The 22,607-nt window shown below is 42.7% G+C and carries 16 protein-coding genes; 8 read left to right on the plus strand and 8 right to left on the minus strand.

The features are described from left to right. Positions 1-139: 139 nt before the first annotated feature. Complete coding sequence (locus RTV33_RS00645) at positions 140-802, minus strand: SdpI family protein (RefSeq protein ID WP_312640471.1); 663 nt, start codon at positions 800-802, stop codon at positions 140-142. Positions 803-805: 3 nt separating this feature from the next. Further along, positions 806-1,072, minus strand: a complete 267-nt coding sequence (locus RTV33_RS00650; protein WP_312640473.1) for an autorepressor SdpR family transcription factor — start codon at positions 1,070-1,072, stop codon at positions 806-808. Between the two features lie 173 nt (positions 1,073-1,245). Between RTV33_RS00650 and RTV33_RS00655 the strand changes: the two genes are divergently transcribed. Next, on the plus strand, positions 1,246-1,833 hold the full coding sequence (locus RTV33_RS00655) for a hydrolase (RefSeq protein ID WP_312640952.1): 588 nt from the start codon (positions 1,246-1,248) through the stop codon (positions 1,831-1,833). Between the two features lie 44 nt (positions 1,834-1,877). Here the strand turns inward: RTV33_RS00655 and RTV33_RS00660 are convergent, their stop codons facing one another. Further along, positions 1,878-3,656, minus strand: coding sequence for a DEAD/DEAH box helicase (locus RTV33_RS00660; protein WP_312640475.1), 1,779 nt, complete (start codon positions 3,654-3,656; stop codon positions 1,878-1,880). Positions 3,657-4,056: 400 nt separating this feature from the next. Between RTV33_RS00660 and mnmA the strand changes: the two genes are divergently transcribed. The 6 genes from mnmA to RTV33_RS00690 all read left to right on the plus strand — a co-directional run bounded on the left by mnmA (position 4,057) and on the right by RTV33_RS00690 (position 9,965). Next, on the plus strand, positions 4,057-5,136 hold the full coding sequence (gene mnmA, locus RTV33_RS00665; protein WP_312640476.1) for a tRNA 2-thiouridine(34) synthase MnmA: 1,080 nt from the start codon (positions 4,057-4,059) through the stop codon (positions 5,134-5,136). Positions 5,137-5,363: 227 nt separating this feature from the next. Next, positions 5,364-6,377: an ATP-binding cassette domain-containing protein gene (locus RTV33_RS00670; RefSeq protein ID WP_312640477.1), complete on the plus strand. Its 1,014-nt coding sequence runs from the start codon at positions 5,364-5,366 to the stop codon at positions 6,375-6,377. After that, complete coding sequence (locus RTV33_RS00675) at positions 6,370-7,029, plus strand: methionine ABC transporter permease (protein ID WP_312640479.1); 660 nt, start codon at positions 6,370-6,372, stop codon at positions 7,027-7,029. Before RTV33_RS00670 ends, RTV33_RS00675 begins: the two co-directional genes overlap by 8 nt. 22 nt (positions 7,030-7,051) lie before the next feature. Further along, complete coding sequence (locus RTV33_RS00680) at positions 7,052-7,918, plus strand: MetQ/NlpA family ABC transporter substrate-binding protein (RefSeq protein WP_312640481.1); 867 nt, start codon at positions 7,052-7,054, stop codon at positions 7,916-7,918. A gap of 511 nt (positions 7,919-8,429) precedes the next feature. Next, positions 8,430-9,083, plus strand: coding sequence for a peroxiredoxin (locus tag RTV33_RS00685; protein WP_312640953.1), 654 nt, complete (start codon positions 8,430-8,432; stop codon positions 9,081-9,083). Positions 9,084-9,287: 204 nt separating this feature from the next. Further along, a complete protein-coding gene (locus RTV33_RS00690) occupies positions 9,288-9,965 on the plus strand; it encodes a lipase family protein (protein WP_312640483.1) in 678 nt (225 codons plus the stop codon). 46 nt (positions 9,966-10,011) lie between these two features. Here RTV33_RS00690 and RTV33_RS00695 read toward each other — a convergent pair whose 3' ends face one another. The 5 genes from RTV33_RS00695 to RTV33_RS00715 form a co-directional block, all read right to left on the minus strand. Continuing rightward, positions 10,012-10,866, minus strand: coding sequence for a bacteriohemerythrin (locus tag RTV33_RS00695; RefSeq protein WP_312640485.1), 855 nt, complete (start codon positions 10,864-10,866; stop codon positions 10,012-10,014). 70 nt (positions 10,867-10,936) lie between these two features. Beyond that, positions 10,937-12,703, minus strand: a complete 1,767-nt coding sequence (locus RTV33_RS00700; protein ID WP_312640487.1) for a methyl-accepting chemotaxis protein — start codon at positions 12,701-12,703, stop codon at positions 10,937-10,939. A 575-nt stretch (positions 12,704-13,278) separates the two neighbouring features. Further along, positions 13,279-16,569, minus strand: a complete 3,291-nt coding sequence (locus RTV33_RS00705; protein ID WP_312640489.1) for a collagen binding domain-containing protein — start codon at positions 16,567-16,569, stop codon at positions 13,279-13,281. A gap of 255 nt (positions 16,570-16,824) precedes the next feature. Continuing rightward, entirely contained in the window at positions 16,825-17,946 is a 1,122-nt protein-coding gene (locus RTV33_RS00710) for a response regulator (RefSeq protein WP_312640491.1), read from the minus strand. Positions 17,947-17,970: 24 nt separating this feature from the next. Next, positions 17,971-21,003 (minus strand): ATP-binding protein, encoded by a 3,033-nt coding sequence (locus tag RTV33_RS00715; RefSeq protein WP_312640493.1) that lies wholly within the window; start codon positions 21,001-21,003, stop codon positions 17,971-17,973. Positions 21,004-22,200: 1,197 nt separating this feature from the next. On the opposite strand from RTV33_RS00715, the gene RTV33_RS00720 reads away from it, so the two are divergent. Further along, complete coding sequence (locus RTV33_RS00720) at positions 22,201-22,506, plus strand: DUF1292 domain-containing protein (protein WP_312640495.1); 306 nt, start codon at positions 22,201-22,203, stop codon at positions 22,504-22,506. Positions 22,507-22,607 lie beyond the last annotated feature (101 nt).

Here is a 22,607-nt window from a genome sequence, read left to right on the forward strand (position 1 = left end):
ATATCTGAAATTGCAAAGAGTAATTTAGAGAAGCGCTCAATGTGTCCAATTCTATTTGCTGATCGTTACCCTGTCGAAATCCAACTTTTCTGCCGGCATCTCTTGCGCATCATCCTTATCTTTTAATAATATTCAGGTATTATTCACTTTTGAGCTTTTTGTAGACAATATAGGAGTAAACGATGGGTACTACCGCAAGCAATACAATAGACAGAATTAACCCCACAACAGCAAACATTGTATCGTGCACCGCATAGGCAAGCAACGAACTTGCAATGATGATAAGCCCCGCGGCAACCGACCAGTATGCCGCCTTACGGTGGGTTTTTCGCCATACCTCTTCGTTTCCAAGCGTCCATTTGGTGCGAATCCCAAAGAAACGGTTTTGCTTAATAACCCCCATATAATTGCCCAAAACAATCATCAGTGCGCCCAAAGGCAACCCAACAATCAGCTCCATGGGAAGCTGAACCTGCTGCACAGTTTGGCTTGCCACCAATACTGGGAACCATGAAAATACCGTAAAAAACAGTGCAAGCGTAGTGAATACAATTTCCTCTGTTTTTTTATTTTTTTGTACCTTACTGTTGTTTTCGGTGTAGCGGTGATAAAAAAACATACCTCCAAGCATCAGCAGCGGAATCAGCCCGAAAAGAGGTACCACCCAGCGCGGACCATAGCCATCTACTATGTTGTGTATGTTAATGTGTACAGGAACCTGCTCAGGCAGCCCCGTGGTCACCGTAACCAGCGCGATTAAATTTACAATTGCTATGGGAACTGTTATTTTTTGATATTTCATCACTCATTCTCCCCTTTTATTTGCCAAGTCGGCGACATACCCCAAAATATCCTGCAAAACGGTGGTATTAATGGAATACTCAATCTGCTGGCCTTTCTTCTCGGCATCCACCAATTCCGCCTGCTTTAAAATATTCAAATGATGGCTGATGGATGGTTTTGTCATAGTAAAGTTGTCTGCAATCTCCCCTGCTGTCATGTTGTTCTTTCGAAGCAACGCCAGAATCTTACGCCTTGTCGGGTCGGACATTGCTCCCCATACGTCGTTCATGATATCATCTCCAATGTTGTATTTAGATGTTTAGTTATTTAGGTAATCATCTAAATATAGCATAATGCGGCTACCAGTGTTTGTCAATAGAAATATCGGCAGATCGATAGGAAATTGCTGTAACTTATGGTATACTGATACTATCTTATAAACGAGGTGTACCTATGGAAAACATTGATTACAAAGAGAAATTTCTTACTTACTATAAACAGAATATTTCACGTGAGGGTGCAGATAAGCTGTTGGATTGGCTGCTGAAAACAGACTTTTTTACCGCCCCTGCCAGCACCAAATTTCACTGCGCCTGCGAGGGCGGCTTGGTACAGCACAGCGTGAATGTGTACGAAGTGATGATGGAAAAGCACTTTGTACAGGGCGAAGACAATGCCGAAAGCTTTGCACTGTGCGCGCTGCTGCACGACCTATGCAAGGCACAGTTTTATAAGGTTGCTACCCGCAATGTGAAAAATGAAAAAACCGGCCAATGGGAAAAACAGCCCTACTATTCGGTGGAGGACATCTTCCCCTACGGACACGGCGAAAAAAGTGTGTTTTTAATCGAACGCTTTCTCCGGCTTAACACTGGTGAAGCAATGGCAATCCGCTGGCACATGGGCGGTTTTGACGATACCGCAAAAAGCGGCGGATTCGCAATCAGCCAGGCTTACGACAAATACCCCATTGCGGTAAAGCTGCATCTGTCTGACCTTGAGGCAACCTACCTTAGGGAGCACGGAACCTCCAATGCACGCAGTAAATAACAAAAAATCCGATGTCTGAATGACATCGGATTTTTTTATACGTTTTATGCACGATCTTTATGATAGCGCTTTTTCGACAGGCTGCGGTAATCCTTCTGATCATCGCTTTTTCCGCCATCTTTTTTATAAAAATCCTTTTTGTATCCGTCTTTTTTTGGTGCGTCCTTGCGGTAGCCATCACGCTTTTGCGGCGCACCGCGGCGCGGCTGATAGCCGCCGGATCTCTCGCGGGTTTCGTAAACAGCGGCGGTAGTAGGCTTGCCGCAGATTTTACTGTTCTGCATTGCACTCACCGTCGCCTCAAGGTCATCGGTGGGGATACCAACAATGCTGCGCTCATCGTAAATCTCAATCTTACCGATGTCTTTGCCCGAAAGGTTGGTGCGCTCGGTGATGGCACCCACAATATGGTTGGGCGCTACACGGCTGGAACGACCGATATTGAGCACGATTTTAGAATAGCTCAGCGGTGCGCCGCCAATGCGCTCTTTGGGTTTGTTCGCTTTAATCTCCTTGAGCTCCAAATCCTGTCTGCCAAAATGCATCTCCATCAAAGCGGCTGCAACAACCTCGGGCGCAAAGCCTTTTTCGTTGAGGCGCTCCACCATATCACTGAATGCAAGCTCGGGGGTATTCTGGATGAACTCCTCCACACTTGCCATATTCTGCTCTGCAATTTTTACTAGAATGTCTTTTGCATTTGGAATTTCACTGCGGATAATTTTCGATTTGGTCATGCGCCCGGTGATCATAAGCTGATCGACTTGGCGTCTGCCGCTGCAAAGGGTAATCGCCACACCGCTTTTTCCTGCGCGGCCGGTTCTGCCGATACGGTGGACATAGTACTCGGAGTTTTGGGGGATATCGTAGTTGATAACGTAGTCAATGTCGTTGACGTCGATGCCGCGTGCGGCGACATCGGTAGCAACCATAATACTGGTTTTACCATATTTAAACGAATCCATTACCTTGGTACGCTGGCTCTGCTTCATGTCACCATGTAGCCCCTCGGCGTTGAAGCCCTGCTTCTCCAAAAAATCGGTAATTTCATCGACCATTGCCTTGGTGTTGCAAAAAATCATTGCAAGCTTGGGGTTGTGGTATTTAATAATAAGGTTCAGCGCGTCCATCTTTCTGCCCATGGGTACATCGTAAAAATACTGCTCGATGTTCTCAACCGTTACCTGCTTTTTGTCAATTTCAACAAGCTGAGGGTCTTTCTGGTACTGCTTGGTGAGAGCCATAATCGCAGGGGGCATTGTAGCTGAGAACAGGATGGTCTGGCGTTCTTCAGGAGTATCCTGTAAAATGGTTTCAATGTCTTCACGAAAGCCCATCGAAAGCATCTCGTCGGCTTCATCGAGCACAATCATTTTTAAATGGTTAAGCTTGAGTGTTTTGCGGCGCATATGGTCCATAACACGCCCGGGAGTGCCAATTACAATGTTCGCGCGTTTGAGCTTGAGAATCTGGCGGTCCATCGGCGCTCCGCCGTATACGTCGGCGGTTTTAATGCCGGGCATAAACTCGCCAAGCTTTTTTATCTCCTCGCAAGCCTGCATGGCAAGCTCACGGGTGGGGCAAAGGATTAATACCTGCACATGGGGCTTTGCCTCGCGTGTATCAATTTTTTCAATTGCAGGGATTCCGAACGCAATTGTTTTACCGGTACCTGTTTGAGAACGGCCGATTACATCGTAGCCGTTTTGGATCAAGGGGATGCTCTGCGACTGGATATCAGTGGCCGTTTCAAAGCCCATGGCATCAACCGCACGCTGGATTTCGGGGATAAGGTCTAACTGCAAAAAGGGTATCTGGTTCATTCATGTCCTCTTTTCAAAGATATTGTATTTTGTTCCAATAACAATCCGCATTCCATCAGATTTAGGGCAAATACGGTAGCGAATACGCCCGCCTGCCCAATACCGATTTGCGCGGTGCACCCTAGCCATCCGGTGCAGCCAATCAAAGAAAACCTTGAAACAAACCAGTATATACGAAAAAACGAGAATTCTGTAACTGTAACCTATTTAGTTTACCACACATTGTACAATTGGTCAATTAACGTTTTGTGAAATATGCAGATTGACTTTTAATGTTAGTATGTTCAAAAAATGATATTTTCATAAAAAATGTATGAAAAAGTGTTGACAAGGTTTACTTCGCAGTTTATAATTCATATTAAATTAATAGGAATTATAGGAAATGCAAGGAGGCGCGCAGATGCAAAAAAAGGTGATGGTGGCAATGAGCGGCGGTGTAGACAGCTCGGCCGCCGCCGCATTATTACAGGAACAAGGCTATGAGGTATGTGGTGCAACCCTAAAGCTGTTTAGCAACAATGACGTTGGCATAAACGACCGAACAAGAACCTGCTGCTCGCTTGATGATGTGCAGGATGCGAAGAGTGTCGCCTACAAGCTTGGCTTTGACCATTATGTGTTCAACTTTGGTATGCATTTTCAAAAGGATGTGATCGAACGCTTTGTACATGGTTATGTCTGCGGCGAAACACCCAACCCTTGTATCGATTGTAACCGCTATATTAAGTTTAGTAGGCTGCTCCAACGCGCCTTACTGCTGGAGAAAGACTGTATTGCCACAGGGCATTATGCACAGGTGGAATACGATGCAGACACCGACCGTTGGCTGCTGAAAAAAGCACGCGATCAATCAAAAGACCAGACCTATGTGCTGTATATGCTCACACAGCAGGAGCTTGCTCGTACGCTCTTTCCACTTGGCGGCCTGCTGAAAAGTGAGGTGCGCGCACTGGCAGAGGAACGCGGGCTAATCAATGCACGCAAGCCCGACAGTCAAGACATCTGTTTTGTAAGGGACGGCGATTACGCAGGTTTTCTCACCAATGTAATGGGTGTACAATTGCAGCAAGGCAATTTTATAGACCGTAACGGTAAGATTTTGGGGCAACACAAGGGCATTGTGCATTATACGGTAGGTCAGCGCAAAGGGTTGGGATTGAGCTTTGATTCACCACGCTATGTTGTTGGCAAAGATGCCAAGGAAAATACCGTTACACTGGGCAAAAAGGATGAGCTATTCTGTGATACCTTTGCGGTTGGTGACCTCAACTGGATTGCAGTCGCTGACCTAAACGAGCCAATGCAGGTTACGGTGAAAACACGCTACCATCAGGAGGAAACTCCTGCTGTCATCTCCCCCATCAATGACGGAAAGGTGCAGGTTCGGCTGCAAAAACCACAGCGTGCTGTTACACCCGGGCAGGCAGCTGTGTTTTATTGTGACGATATTGTTGTAGGAGGTGGAACAATTTTAAAATAATTCCACTTGTATCTGTACTGCTATGCTAAAATATGTTATTATAATAAATAATGTTTTTTTATTGTGAATTCTGCCCGCGAAATAGCTGCAAATTTGTATCTCTCACTTTAGAGAATTGTCTGAAATTACAGACTCTGCTACAGGCAAGAGAAATATTTGCTTCGAATTGAACGGCAATCTATGATATGAATTTGCAATGGGCGAAGAAAAAGGAAAGCGGTGAAGTTATGAGTGAAACCAATGCTCTGATTCAGCTGCAAAGCATGGGCAAAATATTTAAGAGCAAAGATCTTACCGTAAACGCGCTCGAAGACATCAACCTTGATATCCATCAGGGTGAAATCTTCGGCATCATCGGAATGAGCGGTGCGGGTAAAAGCACGCTGGTACGATGTATCAATTTTTTGGAGAGACCCACTAGCGGTACAGTTGTTTTTGATGGCAAAGACCTTTCAAAGCTGAGCAGCCAGGGGTTGAGCATGGCACGGCAATCGATGGGCATGATATTTCAGCAATTTAACCTGCTGATGCAGCGCACCTCTATCGGGAATATTTGTTTCCCGCTTGAAATTGCAGGTGTGCCCAAGGCACTGGCGGTAAAGCGTGCCACCGAGCTTTTGGAGATGGTGGGGCTTTCGGATAAGGCGAAATCTTACCCGTCGCAGCTTTCGGGCGGGCAGAAACAGCGTATCGCCATTGCACGCGCACTTGCCACCAACCCAAAGGTGCTGCTGTGCGACGAAGCAACCAGTGCACTGGACCCGACCACAACCCGTTCGATTCTGGCGCTTTTAAAGGATATTAACCAGCGGCTGGGCATTACGATTGTGATTATTACGCATGAGATGGCGGTTATTGAAGAAGTCTGCCAGCGTGTGGCAATTATAGATCAAAGCCGTATTGCCGAGGTGGGCAGTGTGGAGGAAATCTTCACCAACCCCAAATCGCAGGCGGCAAAACGCCTTGTATACCCCGAGGGAAAACGCATTGATAGCTTTGGCAGCCACTGCTGCCGCATTGTGTTTGACGGCCGCTCATCGTTTGAGCCGGTGATTGCCAACATGGTGCTCGATTGCAAGGAGCCCGTCAATATCCTTTTTGCAGACACAAAGAATATCGACGGCAAGGCGTTTGGGCAGATTGTGGTACAGCTGCCGGAGGATGAAAAATCCGCTAAGAAAATGGTTGCATATCTACGTTCGAAAGAGTTGACAGTAGAGGAGGTACAAGAGGATGTTTGATCAGGCTACTGTCGGTTTGCTGGCCAAAGGCCTTTTAGAATCTCTTTATATGGTTCTAGTGTCTACATTGCTTGCTTACATCATCGGGCTGCCCTTGGGCATTTTATTGGTGGTTACCGATAAAGACGGAATCCGCCCTGCTGTTGGCTTGAACCGTACACTCGGTTTTATTGTTAACATTTTACGTTCGGTACCCTTCTTGATTTTATTGGTCGCGTTAATTCCGTTTACCCGTGCGATTGTGGGCACTACAATCGGCTCAACTGCAACGATTGTCCCCCTCGTGATTGGTTCTGCGCCGTTTATCGCACGGCTTGTGGAATCCTCTATCAAGGAGATTGACCGCGGTGTCATTGAGGCTGCTCAATCTATGGGGGCTTCCCCCATCAAGATTATTTATAAGGTAATGCTTCCCGAGGCCAAACCCGCATTGATTGTAAACGGTGCAATCGCTATCACCACCATACTCAGTTACTCTGCATTGGCAGGCTTTGTAGGCGGCGGCGGATTGGGCACAATTGCTATAAACTATGGTTACCATCGTTACCAAACCAATATTATGCTGGTTACCGTTGTACTGCTTGTAATTTTGGTACAAGTGTTCCAAGAGATTGGGATGAAAATTGCACGCTCTACCGATAAACGATTATAAATACATTTTGGAGGTATATTGTATGAAAAAAATAATAGCACTTGCATTAACTGCAGCGTTAACCCTCACATTGTTTGCCGGCTGTGCTTCAAAACAGCCCGATTCTTCTGCCGCTACCTCATCTGAGGCAGCATCCGGCACAGAATCTGTGCAGAGCAAAGGTAAAATTATGATTGGTGCATCACCAACACCTCACGGAGAAATTTTAAAGGTGGCTCAAGAAGTTCTTGCAAAACAAGGCTACGAACTGGAAGTTACCGAATTTACCGATTATATTCAGCCCAATCTTGCTTTACAAAGCAGCGATTTGGATGCAAACTACTTTCAGCATAAGCCGTATTTAGATGACTTTAATGCTAAAAATAAAACCGATTTGGTATCAATTGCGGCTATTCATTATGAACCATTTGGGATTTACGCAGGCAAAACAAAATCCATTGCAGATTTAAAAGATGGCGCACAAATTGCAGTGCCCAATGATACGACCAACGAAGCCAGAGCATTGCTACTGCTTGAAAAGCAAGGGCTGATTAAGCTAAAACCCGACGCGGGGTTGGGGGCAACCGTAAAGGATATTACCGAGAATGCCAAAAAGCTTAAAATTGTGGAGATTGAGGCAGCACAGCTTGCCCGTTCTCTGCCCGACGTTGACCTTGCTGTCATCAACGGTAACTATGCAATTCAGGCTGGATTTAATGTGTCTACCGATGCTTTAGCATCTGAGGATAAGGATTCGCTTGCAGCAACCAACTTTGCAAACATCATTGCAATTCGCAAAGGCGATGAGAACAGAGAAGATTTGAAGGCACTGGTCGCCGCATTGCAGAGCGATGAGGTAAAAGCCTTCATCAACGATACCTATCAGGGCGCGGTTGTTCCCATGTTTTAATCAAAATACATTAAAGGCAAAAAGGGCGAAGCTTTACAGCTTCGCCCTTTTTGCTTGCGTCGCAGGCTTGTATATTACCAAAGATTCTATCGCCTTTTTCCAGTTTATGATACACATTTTTTCTGTTTTACAGCCAACAATTGCTTGATGGATTTCTAAATGAAGTGTGCTATAATGAGGTTGTTCTTGCAAGACAAATAATATAAGGAGGTTTCAAAAATCATGTGTTTTAATGATATTTTTGCTATCCTTAGCAAGTGCTTCGGTTCTTGGTGCTAATTAGACATTACTTATTGAGCATAATTGCGACTTTCATCTGCTGGTGGAAGTCGCATTTTTTGTTTGCCTTTGTTTTTTCTCGCTATCAGCGCAAGGCATTACTTAAAAAATTCCGCGCTAAGCCCCCGCAGATATTCGACTGCACCGAATCGTAGCTGTTTTTTGTATCTCACTTTTAAAATTACCGCTGCATAGTATATACCAAACAGAAAAGGAGGTCCTATTTTTGGACATGAATCATTTAAGCATTGGTATGAAAGCACCGGATTTTAGCGCGAACACTACATTTGGGCCTATTAAGCTCTCTGATTATAAAGGCAAATGGGTTGTATTTTTTTCACATCCGGGAGATTTTACGCCGGTATGCACAACAGAATTTATCGCATTCGCACAGGCCTTTCATCAGTTCACCGACAAAAATGTACAGCTTCTGGGCCTTAGCATCGACAGTAATCCATCACACCTGGCTTGGGTGTACGCAATTTATATGGTAACCGGAACACAAATCCCCTTCCCGGTTGTTGCAGACCGAACCGGAGACATTGCACGCCTTTACGGCATGATTGCGCCGGAAGCCAGTACCCAGGAAACCGTTCGCAATGTATTTATCATTGACCCAAATCAGGTCATTCGGGCCATTCTAATCTATCCCCTTACAAACGGCAGAAGTATTCCGGAAATTCTCCGCCTTGTTACGGCGCTGCAAACCACCGATAAAGATAAGGTAGTTACTCCCGCAAACTGGCAGCCGGGGCAACCTGCGATGGTGCCCGCGCCTAAAACATATAACGAGCTGGTGGAGCGGCAGACAAATCCTCAAGCGCAGAATCTTGACTGCAATGACTGGTTTTGGTGCTATAAACAGCCACCTCAGCTCAACCAATAACGGTGTTGCTAGAAAGGGTGAAACCGCTGCTTCACCCTTTTTTATATAATTTAAGGGCAATGGCGAGTGAATCAGCCATTGCCCTTAAACATATTTTTCAAGCTTACGCAGCGTTATTGCATAAAACTACCGAAACACACGCTTATTTTTAACATTTTGATAGCAAAATTTCAATTACGCCATACACTAGAGCGAGGTGTTTTTATGACGAAATACAACGTAATTAAAATGATGGAATCGTCCGCCCTTGCATACAATAGTGTTCAGCCCATTCTGCCTTATGAACATCTAACTGTTATTGACGATCCAAAAACCGACATCCAGAGCTATATTCGTCGCAGGGGCAGCCACTTAGAGATCACTTTCAGGGGAACGGATTCCTGCAAGGATTGGCTCACTGATTTTACATTTTGGCAAAAGGTAGTGCCATACAATAATGCAACATCAAAAATAAGGGTACATGCCGGTTTTATAAATGCATACAAAAGCGATACCATTCGAGATAAGATTCACAACCTGATAACCAAAGATGTGTTTTTTGTTCGAATTACAGGGCACTCTTACGGCGCTGCTTTAGCCGTACTGTGTGCCGTTGATTTGCAATACAATTTCCCGACAAAAGATTATGAAGTTTTCTTATTTGGCTGCCCGCGTGTTGGCAACAGCGCATTCCGAAAATCCTACAACAAAAGAGTTTTTAAAACGCTCCGAGTTGAAAATGGAAACGATATTGTTACAAAAATCCCCTTCGCCTCTTGGGGGTATCGCCATGTCGGCATAAAAATACACATCGGCCCGCCTAGGCTTTTTGGAGTGGTATCTTTTAACCAACATCGTCTCCAGTCGTATTATTCGCATTTCTTTAAACAACTGAAGCCGTAAAGCGAACTGTTGCTTTCGTATCGCTTATTGCCGGTAAAGTAATACTCTACCGAGATACCACAATTTCCATAGTTCCAATCCCTGTATGGATTGAAATTGCCCTAGGGTTTTGCATAGCACCTACATAGGTACCTACGGTTACTACCGGCGGGCGTATATCGCAGTTGCAATTCTGGTTTAAAAGTGCGGTTGTCACATTGCCGCTGATAATATTCGATACTTCAGCCATTGCAGAGCATACGATTTCATCAATTTCGTTTGTATCCATAAAAGTCATGATTTTCATAAGCTGAAACGCAAGTTCTTTGGGATAGGAAAAGATCACTTCACAGTTGAGATCTCCCACAAACTCAATTTTCGAAAATATGTCTCCTGAAATCGGATGATTCAATATCGGAGCTTCACTGATTTCGATTTCTTCAATTCCAAACATCCGTTCAAAAACCTGACTTGCCCCTGTTGAAAAGCATTCCGTATAGGATTTCTCGCTCTTTTCTTCCGCCTCGTGCACACCATTTACAATACGTTGGTCTGTTTCAACAACATGATAAATCAGCCATGATACTAATGTACCTGCAAACTCTTTTACAAGCTTAATGTCATAATTTGTCGCGATGAATTTCTTTTCATAATCAAGAATGGTGTTTGTAAAATTTCTATGCTCGTTTATGTGGTTTTCAATATTGCTGTACTGAATAGAAGCTTGATACTCCTCTTCTTCTTGAAAATGCTTTACGACATAATCCTTCATAAATGAAATGGCAGCAATATAGTCCTCTTTACGATCCCAATTTTTATCGGTTTCAAAGGTGTTTAATAGATTTTCGACCATCTTAAATAGCTCAAAATGTTGTTCGTCTATCAGGTCTACACCAAGCCTATAGCTTTCTTTCCACATCATAGCACGATACTCCCATCAATTTCTATGTACGATTTACTATGCAATTAATAAATAAAAACTGCATTTTTAATTAGTATTTGCCTGCAAAAGTCAGTTCAGGCTTGGAATAAGCATTGCTGAAATCATCCGTCAGGTCATCATCGCTGTCATTGAAGTAAGTGGCGGCAGCATCGTCTTTTACCTTAAACTTATCAACCAACTGTTTTAGCATTTGTGCCTGCCCAGTGAGCTCTTCGCTTGCAGCGGCGCTCTCTTCCGCTGTTGCAGAGTTGGTCTGCACCACGCTCGAGATTTGGTCAATGCCCTGTGTTACCTGATTGATGGAAAGCGCCTGTTCTGTGGATGCACTGGAAATTTTATTTAAGGAATCTATAATACCTACCGCGCCTTCTACCACAGTTGACAGCGAGTTTGCAGCATCATCTGCCAGCTTTGTACCGTTATTTACCGCAACAATGGAATTTTCAATCAGCAAAGTAGTTCCCTTTGCCGCCTCAGCGCTCTTGGATGCAAGGTTGCGCACCTCATCTGCTACTACTGCAAACCCCTTGCCCGCAGCGCCTGCACGTGCAGCCTCTACAGCAGCATTCAGCGCCAAAATATTGGTTTGGAATGCGATATCTTCAATTGTCTTAATTACCTTGCTGATTTCTTTGGACGAAATGCTGATTTGCGACATCGCCTCTATCATTTCCTGCATTTTTTGGTTGCTTTGCATCATTTCATTGGCAACAACGCTTGCCTTACCATTGGCATCAGAGGCGTGGTCAGCATTTTCTCTGATCTGATGGGAAATCTCGGTGACTGTAGCCGAAAGCTCCTCAATCGAGCTCGCCTGCTCCGTGGCACCTTGAGACAATGCCTGTGAGCTGGTAGACACTTGCTCAGAACCATTTGCAACCTGGTTGGAAGCCTCATTAATTTGAGTCATTGTATTGTTGAGCGAAAGGATAATATCATTGATCGAGGTTTTGATGGGGGCAAAATCTCCGATGTAATCGAGATCAACAGAAACACTAAAATCACCTTGAGCCAATATTTCCATCACTTCAGATATATTGGTGACGTAGGTATTGATTGTATCGACTGTGTGCTGAATAGAATCTGCAAGTACGCCCATCTCGTTTTTAGAGTTGTACTCAATTTTTCTGCTCAAATTACCATTTGCAACTTCTTTCGCTGCATTCATAACAATTTTAATCGGATTTTCAATGTTCTTTTTCATCATCAGCATAATTGTAATAATGGAAGCTGCTGATATTGCCGAAACTGCTAGCATAACAATGAATGAAATTCTAGATAGCTCTTGCGACTGTGCATAGAAGTTTTGCGCATTTTCTCCCATCATTTCACTGAGATTATCAAATTTTTTTGTAAGATTTTTAGTTGCCGAAGTGTAATCGTTTTCCATAACACTAAGGGCTTTGGTATAATCGGCGCTCTTTAAATGTTGTATGACCAAATCAATGGTAGCCGACCACTCTGTATAAGCAGCTTGAACATCGGTAAGCATTTCATTCTCACCAATGCGGTTTGTTAGACCCTGCATATCCTCTTCAATTGATTTCAGACTTCTTTTGATGCTGTCTGCCGCTATATAGGTTCCATCCATGGATTTATACAACAATCCATCTTTCAAGGTACTTCCAATTGAGGCAATGCTACTGTTCATCTGCCAAACTGTGACAAGGTTTGTATGTGGTTGTTCATAAAGCGTTTGTGTTTGCTGGGATAATTTGTTGATTGAGAAAACAGCGGTTCCTACCATGCAGAGTAAGAAAAAGTTTACAATAACAATGGTAGCAATGATGATTGTTTTTATCTTTAGATTTTTCATTTTGAATTTTCCTTCCGGTTTGTATTTGTAATAGATCTTTCCTTACGTTTGACACATAAAAGGTGTTTTTTAACAATGTTTAATTACTTCTTATAGAAAATTCAGTTTTATTCGTAAAAAAACGCCCCCGCTTCCGGCTTTCAAAACAATAAAGTTCATAAGATTATATCATAAATCGGTCTTAAAACACAGTTTTACACTTGCGCATGGCGCAAGTTTGCGTGCTAAGGCACGCAAAGACCGTTTCCGATGTGATAAAACATATTTGCCAAACGGCAAGTACCGCGCTACGCGCGGCATTCAGCCAAAGGCTGAATATTTGTTTTATTATACAATCATTATCTTTTTTCTTTACCATGAATTGATCATTAATGTTTTTACTATATCATAATGCAGAACATATATCCATATTATTCTAAAAAAATCTATATATTTTACCATATTCTTTATTTTAAAACCAGTTATATTTCCTAAAAAAATCAATATATGGAATAAATAACAAAAACCACGAGCACCAGCCGGTACTCGTGGTTTTTATTCTTTTGGGGTTCTTCATGTATGGGTCTATATCTGTTCTACTTTTTCTTAGGGGTACCAATCTTTTTATTTACGATGAAACAAACCGTGGCACCGGATAAAACAAGCAACGTATACACAGTAGGAGCAATCAGATCAATGCCCATTCTGGGGTTCTCTTCTTTCTCGCTGTAGCTACTGCCTCCGCCACTTTTTCCGCCGTCGCCGCCGCCTCTACCGCTTGTGGGAATTTTGGTATTTTTATATTGATAGGTGATGTTTTTTTGGTCGGTGCTGTTGTGTACTTGGAACTCATAAACCTCGGAGCTGAGTTGGTACCCTGCCGGAGCAGTTACCTCTCTGATGGAATAATCAACATCAAATAAGAGTTGCTTAAATACAACACTGCCGTCTTCACCTGTCACAGCAAAATCAATCGGGTTTTTATCTTTATCAAGCAGTTCAAACTCTGCACCCGAAAGAACGCGGGTAACATTATTGGCATCTACCTTAATAACCTTTATGCTTCCACTCTCACCGGTAGCTCCACCGCCACCGCCTTGTGACAAGACCTTTACGCTACCCGAGGAAGACTTTGCAAACTGCCCTTGCCCCGCAAACGAGATTTCGTTGGTGAAGGGTGATTTGCTTTTATCTGTAATATTAGTGCGGAAGGTGAGGAGCAAAGCCTTTTCAATTCCGTTGGGCAGGGGGAAAATAATCTCACGGGTGTCTGCGTTGTATTTTACACTGCTTAGAGGATAGTAAATTTGCGAGCCTTGTGAGAGCTCTCCGTTTGCATTCAATTCCATTTCGTATAGCTTAACCGAATTTTTATCCAGTGCTAGCCCCTCCTGAAGAGTATCTGTGAGCTTTGCCTCGGTCAGTTTGATTTTGTTGGAATTGATTGTAACCTCCCAATCAATAAACTTGCTGGCATTTTGTGTCGTTGATTTTTTTGAAACAATGCTATTTTTAACTGTTTGGCTGTCTTCGCTGCTGATTTCATCAGTATGTAAGCTGTGCGTTAAACGGGCAGTATTTTTTATTGGGATATCCTCGTTTGTTGCAAACAGAGAATGGTCGCTAATTCTTGTTTTAAAGGTGAGGACCATTTCTTTGTTGATATTACCAAAATTATAAGTGAGCGTTTTCGATTCCGTATCGTAGAAATAAGTACCAGCAGTTGGGGGTGCACTCGCACTCGGCGTGGCTGGCTGCTCGCCAACCAAAACTGACCCGATTACAAATTCAGTCTTCTCCGGAATCGTGTCGGTCACCACTACATTTTTCAGCGGCATTCCGTTCTGGTTAACGGTAATTTTCCATGTTATTTCTTTTGTTGTGTAGTCGTAGGATGCTCCTTTTTTCTCAAACACCTTGCTTTCAACAAATCGATCTCCCTTATCCGTGGTTTTTACCCCATTGATTTCAATTGTTGCATCATTATAATAAGTCTTCCTGCTGTTACCAGAGGTTAGCTTTTCGTCTTTAACACGGGTCTTAAAAGTAATTACGTAGGTGTCATTGTTTTCAGCACCCGTGTTAAATGTATATTCTAAAGTGTTTGCGTTGCCATCCGGTATTTTAGTAAAGCTCCCTGTGCCCAGCTTATCAATGTTGGCAGAACCTGCAACAAACTCCTGGTCATCGGGAATTTCATCGGTGACAACCGCACCCGCAATGTCAATCTTATTGGCATTGATGGTAATTTTCCAGGAAATTTCCTGTGTGGCTGGGTCATACCCCTCGCCTTCTTTTTTAATGACATTGCTTGGGAGCCCAATCTCATATCCTGATTCTTTTTTATCCTCGGGAATATCCTCATCGGTAGTTAAAGTGGCAATGTTCTTAAATCTTTTTCCATTTCCTTTGTAATAATTAGGGTCGGAAGCTTTGGTGTGAAAAACCACTTTGCATGGCTTGGTAATTTCACCATTAAAAGTATAAGAAAACGTATTGCTGCCCTCGTCATAAGTATAAACAGGCGATTCGACGGCCGTTCCCTCTCTGGTTACTTTTACTGTTTCGTTTACCAATACAAGTCCATCCGGTATGATATCTCTTATCTTGGCCTTGGTCAGCTTATAGGAATCGGGGTTTACCTCAATGGTCCATTCAATATACTGTTCCGTGCCCTGCTTTATAATTGCACCTGTTTTACGAATGAAATTAACACTTCGTGTTACCTCCGCCTTTGCTTTGATTGTTTTTGAATCACCATAAGCAAGCGAAGCCTCATTTTCTAGTTTGAATGCATAATCTGCGGTAACCTTAGTATTAAAAGTTATGGTATAGGTGTCTTGAATCTTTTCAGGGAATACATAGGTAAGCGTACCGGTTTTTGAGGGGGCACTTCCAGAATCGACCTGCCCAGAAGATGCATACTCGAAATTTTTTCCTCCAATTGCCGGGGTGATTTTTGCAGTGCCTTGCACATACGTCATACCCGCAAGAATATCATCGGTAAACACGGCGTTGTTTACCGTCATTTTATCGGGGTTCACCACCACCGTCCAGGTTATAGTACCATCCGTTTTATTATAATCGCCTTTTTTTGTCATTGTGGGCCCATCTTGTTTAAACTCCACTTCAACAATATAGGGTTCGGATTTACCCTCAACCTGAAATTTAATTTCAACAGGGGTTTCGTTGCCGATTTCTTCTTCGTCAAATTGTGTATTGATAAAAAAGAAGCCCGATACATTGGAGTACTTCTCTACGTAATCGGTAAAGGTGATGACTGCCTTTCCATCTTTGCTGATATGTACATTTGCGACCGTTAGATCGCCTTTGTCCAGAAGTAGAAAATCCATTTCATTTACGATGTCGATTTGCGGCGGTATCTGCAATCCGTAGGTATCGCCTTTTTTTACATTATGGCCATTCGGCAGCTCGAAGTCAAACCTGATGCGAACCTCCGCTGCTTTATCTACATCCTTGCCCAATGGCTCACCTTTAAAATTTGTAAAAGATATCTTGGTGATAAAGGGCTTTTCTGCGGTATCCGCCGACAGCTCCGGTAGGTTTCCGAAATCGACTATTTGTTCACCCTCGCTAGGTTCGTCTGATTCCTGCTGGTTTCCGGAATCGGCTGTTTGCTCGCCCCCGGTAGGCTCCTCTAATCCCTGCTGGTTGCCGGAATCGACTACTTCCTCACCCTCTGCAGGTAATTCCTGTGAGTTATCGGAATCTGGTGTTTCTACTGGTGCTTCTACTGAAACTATTTCAGCACCGGAGGACAGCGGAATTTCTGTTTCAGCCTGTGCATGAACAGCCGGCGCAAATACTGAACTCAATAAAGTTACGGCGAGCACAAGAGCTAAAACAGGTGATGCTTTCTTTTTCATAAATCTTTGCTCCTTAATTGTTATAGTGGTTTGTGGTAAACGGATCGATTGTATCTATGCTTTTCACAGAATACACAGCCATCCGGGAACGGGTTTGCTGCATCTGGTAAATAATGTTAGGTTTCTTTACCACTATAACTATTTCAACTCACAAATAACTCACAAAATTGGTCTACATTTAAAAATGATACTTTTTTAATCAAAAATAAAACAACGAGAGCAGATAAGTCTGTTCCCGTTGTAAAAATGCTTCTATTAAAGTTTGATTAATAAATCATTGTAAAGCTGTTGCGTTGATTTTTTGGGGCTGATGCCCATTTCCTCTTTTAAATAATACACCAGACTTTTATAGGTATCTACCAGAGCCTGTTTATTTTCGGTAAGGAAATATAATTTCATCATGAACTCAGCGGTTTCCTCATCACCTGCGTCCATCTGAATCGCCTTTTGTAAAAGTTTTTCCGCTTTATCATATTTTTTGTGCTCTATATAATACAAGCCGATATTCTTAGCACTTCTTAGAAAGCGAAGGTTTATATTTTCTCTTAACTCGGCAGCCCAAGAATACCCTTCGCTGCCAAACAGCCCCCCCTGATAGAGCCCTAAATTTCTTTCGCATTTTAAGATATTTTCTGCACTTACAAAGGGGTTATTTTCAATAAATTCGGTAAATTCCCAAACATCACAGGAAAAGCCACGCAGATCCATACTGTATTTGCCCTTTTCGCACTTTAAAACATCCTGAACACCTACCTGTTTCAGGCTGCTTTTCATCCGGTTAATCGCACTGTACAGGTTTTGTTCCGCTTTAGCAGCAGGAGCATCCGGCCATAATATATCGCACAGCTCCCATTTATCCAGTTCCTTTTCCCGGTTATAAACAAAATAAGCAAAGAGCTCGCGAGCCTTAATCGTTGGCCATTTGACCTCTTCATCTATCGCGTTTCCGTAAACCTTTAGTCCGCCAAGCAGTAGAATATGATTGGTACTTGGTGTGCGCAAAAGGTTTATTTGGTTGTTATAATTTTTCACTAGCCGATTGACGGTTATGTTTAGTTCCTCCTGCGTAATGGGCTTTAAAATGTAATTCACTGCTTGAACCTTAAATGCCTCAATTGCATATTTTTCATGGGCCGTAACAAAAACAATTTGGATGTTATCATGGATGCTTTTTATTTTCTGAGACAGCTCAATACCGTTTAGAGCTGGCATCTCCACATCTGCAAAAACCACATCCGGCATAAGCACCTGTATCTGATCGAGCGCTTCATCTGCACTTAAAAATTCACCCACAAGTTCCAAATGCTTATTGGTGCCTATCATAATCTTCATAAGATTCAAACTTGGCTGCTCATCGTCTATAATTATAGCTCTCATTTTAATTCCTTTCCGACAGTACGCTTACCTGTATGCCTGAACCGATATGGTTACGGTAGTGCCTTCACCCGGTGTGCTGCAAATATCCAGATTGGAGTTGCCCCATCTCCTTATACGCCTGCTCACATTAGAAATACCTACGCCTTTATTCGTATAGTCCTCATTTTTCAAGTTGAGGATCGTTTCCTGCGACATGCCGATTCCTGTATCCTTTACTTCAAACAGAACAACTCCGTCACGCTGCTTGGCTGAGATGGTTACACAGCCTCCGCCCTTTTGAAGCAGACCATGCTTGATTGCGTTTTCTACCAGGGGCTGAATGCAAAGGGGCGGAACCTCAAGCCCCAGCAGCATTGGGTCAACATCGTACTCCACACTTATTTTTTCACCAAAACGGGCTTTTTCTATTTGGGTATAGGCACTTATCATTTCAATTTCCCTCCGCAGAGGAATCATCATCACCTTATTGTCCACCTCAAAGGTCAGCCGCAAGTACTTACTAAAATCGGTAAGAAGACTAGCTGCCTTTTTACCATCGGTGTAGCAGAAGGAAACAATGGTGTTGATTGCATTATATAAAAAATGCGGCTTGATTTGCGCTTGTAAAAACGCAAGCTCACTTTTTATCGCATCCTCCATAGTTGTCTTCAGTGCAATCAGCGTTCGTACCCTTGAAGCGATTTCTCTTTCTTCAAAGGGCTTAAATATAAAATCGTTCGCGCCGGCCGCCATACCTAAATTCAGATTGTAATTGCTATTTCCCACCGTAGACAGCAAAACGGGAAGCTCAATCAGCGAATATTTGTCTCTGATTTTTTTACAGATTGAAATTCCAGAGGTGCCGGGCATCATAATGTCCAATATGACGAGGTCTATGCGATAATCTTCTATTTTCTTCAAGGCCTCATCTCCTGAAAAAGCCGTTAAAACGCGATATCCATCATGTTGCAGGATAGAAGATGCCGTACGCATATTAAACATCTCATCATCTACAACTAAAACCGTATGTTCCGCATCCTCGTGGCCTTCAGGTTTGTCAAAGGTTGCAAAAGCATAATGAGGCTGTTCCTTTATAGGGATGTCTGCCACATAGCTTTTATCGGCCTTTTTTGCTGAGTAGGGCAAAGAAAAGATAAACAGGCTTCCTTTGTCAATCTCCGACCACTCCAGCCAAAGCTTTCCGCCCATACGCTCAATCAACAAGCGTGAGAGATACAGCCCCAGCCCGATCCCCTGCAATTTTAAAGTAGTATATGGATTAAAAATTTCCTCCCATTTCTCTTCCGGGATGCCACAGCCTGTATCTTGTACAGAAACAAACACTTTTTCGTCGAACCGTGTTGCAGAAAGCGTTATCGTACCCTGCTCCATGCTTTTTACAGAATTCAGCAGTAGATTCCATAAAACCTGCCTAACCCTTCTTTCGTCTGCCCGCACCACGATGGATTGGTGAATTGTACTGATGATAATTATTTTTTCATTGTGGATGTAGTTCCGAAAGCCTTCCAAAACCAATTCAACACAAATCCTAATATCAATTGGAGAGGCTGTAAGCACAAGCTGGTCGTTGGTCAGCAGTGTGATATCCATCGTTGAATTCACAACATTTAATAATCTTAATGCAATATTTTTAGTGGCAGCGGCATCATAGATATTTTCTTCCGCAGAATAAGTGCCTTTCTGGCTGCTTGCAAGGGCTGCTTCGGAAATATTTACAATACTGCCCAAAGGCGCTTTTAATTCGTAGGAGGTTTTTGTAATGAACTCATCTTTGACCTTGTCCATTTTGAGCATGTTATGGTAGTTTACACTAAAGCGAAATACCAAAAAAATCAGTGAAAAAATTGCAAAGATACAAAATCCCGCTGACCCTACAGCCTGACTGGCCGTTAAACTCAATACACTCATAGAACCATTGATAAAGCTAATCGTCAAGCCACCCAGACAGAGCATGTAAAGTATGATATTAATTCTATCAGCCGAGCCAACCGGTACTTTTTTGTAAAAAGAGGCTAGCCTATATAGAATAAAAAGATAAGACCACAGGATTGCCATATGGCTGAAAACCAGTAGATTGCTGTACACAGAATAGGGCGTGACTACAGCAAGCACAATATAGGCTAAAAGCCCGATTAGGGTAGGTTTAAAAATATAATTGGGGAATGCTTTTTCTTGGGAAGCATTGGTATAGACAATAATCGAAACCGCTACTCCGGTAAAGCTTATCACCTGTATTTTCGCAAAAATCTCAAACGATATTGTAGAAATTAAACTGTAAAGCATCTTTTCACCGGTCGTTAAAAATACAAGGGACAGCAAAAAAAACTCAACAAAAGAAAAGAACATGCTTTTGCTTTTTTGAATGTAAAAAAACGTAAACAGATAATACAGTCCAAACAAAAAACAAAGGATAGCACCGGAAAGTTCTAATGAAGTTTTGATTGATCTTTGAAGGCTGATGTCTTCCTGCTCGCCTAAAAGAACGGTATACATCAACCCCCGTAAGGGAAAGTCGTAGTTTGCCGACTGAAGCAGGATTTCGATCTGATCATGATCCGGGCTAAAATAGATATTGTAAGCTGCATTTTTCGGTTGATATTCATTTGCATTTAATGCAGGGGTTCCGCTTGAGCCTCTCAACTTGCCGTCTATGTAAAGCTTGTTGCTCATTTTGATATTATCAACGCGTAAGCCAAGATAATCTGTCTCGTGATTCGTAGCTACAACTAGGCGAAATGTTCTGGCACCCTTAGGGCTTAAAAAACCGCCGCTCTTACCACTAATACGCGTAGCGGTTGGATTCGCATAGCCCGTCAACTGCGGCTTTGGCGCTGCACTGTCGCTGAAATCCGCCGGTGACAGCAGCTGCCCGTCGTAGCATTCCCACTCACCCGAGAGCTTTACAAGCCCATCCTGCGAAAAGTTCCAGGCTGAAAGGTCAAGAAAGCCTTTTTGTGCGGCTGGGGCAGATTTTCTGTAAATCGGGTCAGAATAAGAGAGTAAGATAAAAAACAGAGTAATTGCAAAAACAATTATTAAGCTAATCCATTTTCGCATTGGAAATATGCCCTCCATCCTATTTGCAGCAAAATTTTTCACCCCATACCCAAGCTGCATTTCAAAATTAAGCAAATTGGCTGCCCAGAAATCGTACACTATGCGAAATGCTAAAAAACTACGCCTCAAAATGCACCGCTTGAGTAGAACAAACCATAAACAGCCTTTCGCCTAAATGCAAACTTTCGGCGGTAGTACTCGGAGCTTTACCTTAGTTTATCACAAGAAATATCTGGCAAATTACTGTTGTAATGGTAGCATAAGCCATAAAAGAAAGCAATCGGTAAGCGCAATTATGAGTAGATACTTTTACATCTAAATTAGCTAAAATCGGTTCGTCACCTGTTAAATAGATGCAAAAAGCCCACGGCAGCTATTGTTGCCGTGAGCTTTAAATTTTAGTGTTTATAAAGGCTATAAATGACTACTGTTGCGCACCATTTATATAATTTTTATACAGGTTAAATCTCCTATCTTCATTTTGGTTCGAATACGCTTACTGAGGATTACTTACAAAAACAAAAGCATTCTTGCAGTATAATGGAAGTAATCTATTCGTAAATTTGAGATAGCACCTTGCCTGTAAATAGGCACCCGCCTATCTTTCCATTGGACTCACCCTTCTTCTATTCTTTGTGTGGGCTCATCTGACTATTTCATTGGACTCAACCTTTATAATTCATTTTTACATGTTACCGGATATGCTATAAATGATACCAGATAAATGCTTATTCAGATGTTAACCTTCTCCTTACAAAACCTTACACCAATTTATGGCAACCGCCATTGAGCTAAAAGTAATGCGTTTTAACAAACATATAAAACGATAAAGCTTTCTGATTTGGTGAGGTTACGTTTCGAGATCGGCTGCGCATTCCGTTTGAAACACGCAGCCCGCAAACTGGACTGGTTCAGCTTCCGTGTACATTGGAATCGCCACCTTTCATGGAATGTTGTACTTGTTTATTCTTTCTTTTGTGTCTTTAATATAGCACATTTTATATGTAATGTCAATATATTTTTTAAATAATCTTAATATAATTTGTTAATATAGTATTAAAAATACTTTCCGGTTGACTTATACCTCATTTGTATTATAATATGAAAGTAACAGAAATTCTGTGCAGCTTTTAAAGATTACCCGGCTGTACCGTTTCAATGAATTTGATGTGCTGCCATGCACAATGGAGGTTTATTATGGACACCAATGAAGAGATGGAATTTGGACCGGATATCTTGACCTTGCAGGATGAGGAAGGCGTTGACCACGATTTTGAAGTGCTCGATACCTACGAGGAAGATGACAACCGTTACATCGCAGTTATCCCCGTGGAGGATGAGGAAACACTGGCGGAGGACGACGGTGAACTGATCGTTCTGAAAGTGGAAGCCGAAGGTGACGAGGAATTTTTGATTGCCATTGAAGATGAGGATGAATTCAACAATATCTCGGCAATCTTCATGGAGCGCCTTGAGGAGTTTTACGACTTTACCGAGGAATAAACCATTCTAACAGAATAACAACAAAGCATTGTCTCCTGCCTTGTACGATATGTATGGTATTTATAATCCAACACTTATTAAAAGGGATTCCGGACTCTTTC

This window comes from Hydrogenoanaerobacterium sp. (assembly GCF_032017025.1).
In the GTDB taxonomy this organism is placed as follows: domain Bacteria; phylum Bacillota; class Clostridia; order Oscillospirales; family Ruminococcaceae; genus Hydrogenoanaerobacterium.

What these genes read in the sequence shown, in the direction of transcription:
- RTV33_RS00645 (WP_312640471.1), bottom strand. Translation starts at nt 802, where the DNA reads ATGAAATATCAAAAAATAACAGTTCCCATAGCAATTGTAAATTTAATC.
- RTV33_RS00650 (WP_312640473.1), bottom strand. Translation starts at nt 1,072, where the DNA reads ATGAACGACGTATGGGGAGCAATGTCCGACCCGACAAGGCGTAAGATT.
- RTV33_RS00660 (WP_312640475.1), bottom strand. Translation starts at nt 3,656, where the DNA reads ATGAACCAGATACCCTTTTTGCAGTTAGACCTTATCCCCGAAATCCAG.
- mnmA (WP_312640476.1), top strand. Translation starts at nt 4,057, where the DNA reads ATGCAAAAAAAGGTGATGGTGGCAATGAGCGGCGGTGTAGACAGCTCG.
- RTV33_RS00670 (WP_312640477.1), top strand. Translation starts at nt 5,364, where the DNA reads ATGAGTGAAACCAATGCTCTGATTCAGCTGCAAAGCATGGGCAAAATA.
- RTV33_RS00675 (WP_312640479.1), top strand. Translation starts at nt 6,370, where the DNA reads ATGTTTGATCAGGCTACTGTCGGTTTGCTGGCCAAAGGCCTTTTAGAA.
- RTV33_RS00680 (WP_312640481.1), top strand. Translation starts at nt 7,052, where the DNA reads ATGAAAAAAATAATAGCACTTGCATTAACTGCAGCGTTAACCCTCACA.
- RTV33_RS00685 (WP_312640953.1), top strand. Translation starts at nt 8,430, where the DNA reads ATGAATCATTTAAGCATTGGTATGAAAGCACCGGATTTTAGCGCGAAC.
- RTV33_RS00690 (WP_312640483.1), top strand. Translation starts at nt 9,288, where the DNA reads ATGACGAAATACAACGTAATTAAAATGATGGAATCGTCCGCCCTTGCA.
- RTV33_RS00695 (WP_312640485.1), bottom strand. Translation starts at nt 10,866, where the DNA reads ATGATGTGGAAAGAAAGCTATAGGCTTGGTGTAGACCTGATAGACGAA.
- RTV33_RS00700 (WP_312640487.1), bottom strand. Translation starts at nt 12,703, where the DNA reads ATGAAAAATCTAAAGATAAAAACAATCATCATTGCTACCATTGTTATT.
- RTV33_RS00705 (WP_312640489.1), bottom strand. Translation starts at nt 16,569, where the DNA reads ATGAAAAAGAAAGCATCACCTGTTTTAGCTCTTGTGCTCGCCGTAACT.
- RTV33_RS00710 (WP_312640491.1), bottom strand. Translation starts at nt 17,946, where the DNA reads ATGAGAGCTATAATTATAGACGATGAGCAGCCAAGTTTGAATCTTATG.
- RTV33_RS00715 (WP_312640493.1), bottom strand. Translation starts at nt 21,003, where the DNA reads ATGCGAAAATGGATTAGCTTAATAATTGTTTTTGCAATTACTCTGTTT.
- RTV33_RS00720 (WP_312640495.1), top strand. Translation starts at nt 22,201, where the DNA reads ATGGACACCAATGAAGAGATGGAATTTGGACCGGATATCTTGACCTTG.